Raw genomic sequence first — 422 nt, forward strand, 5'->3', positions numbered from 1 at the left:
CCCATGGTATTAATGATTGAAATCTTCTCTCCATTTCTACCTTTTAGCTTTAAGCCTAACTGGTTCATACGAGCCGCAACACCCCATGTGCATTGCCCATAGGCATATGCCATACCATCTCCACCACCAGGAACAGAATGATCATACAAGTCCCCACGAACCCCTTCAAGGGATTGCGGGTCACTCTTAGCCTGTCCTCCATTTGTTTGGCTAAAGCCTTTTTCAATTTGGTAATACCATTCCGTTGCTCTGGTTTGTCTTTCCAGTAGTTTGTCACCAGAATTTCCCTCCCAATAGGTGAGGAAGAGTTGGGCAAGATTGGCTGCACTGCCCGTATTTCCAAAGAAATCCTTTAACCAACTTTGATAGTAAGGACTATCCCCATGAAGCATAAAATCAAGTTGTAGGTCTAAATCATACCA

General features: G+C 43.8%; 1 protein-coding gene. It reads right to left on the reverse strand.

Features of this window, described 5'->3' with window-relative positions; all coding sequences use genetic code 11:
- Positions 1 to 422, reverse strand: a 422-nt coding sequence (locus CBI42_RS11390; protein ID WP_256963820.1) for a phage tail tip lysozyme, incomplete at both ends; no start/stop codon positions are given.

This window comes from Streptococcus sp. KR (genome assembly GCF_002238115.1).
In the GTDB taxonomy this organism is placed as follows: Bacteria; Bacillota; Bacilli; order Lactobacillales; family Streptococcaceae; genus Streptococcus.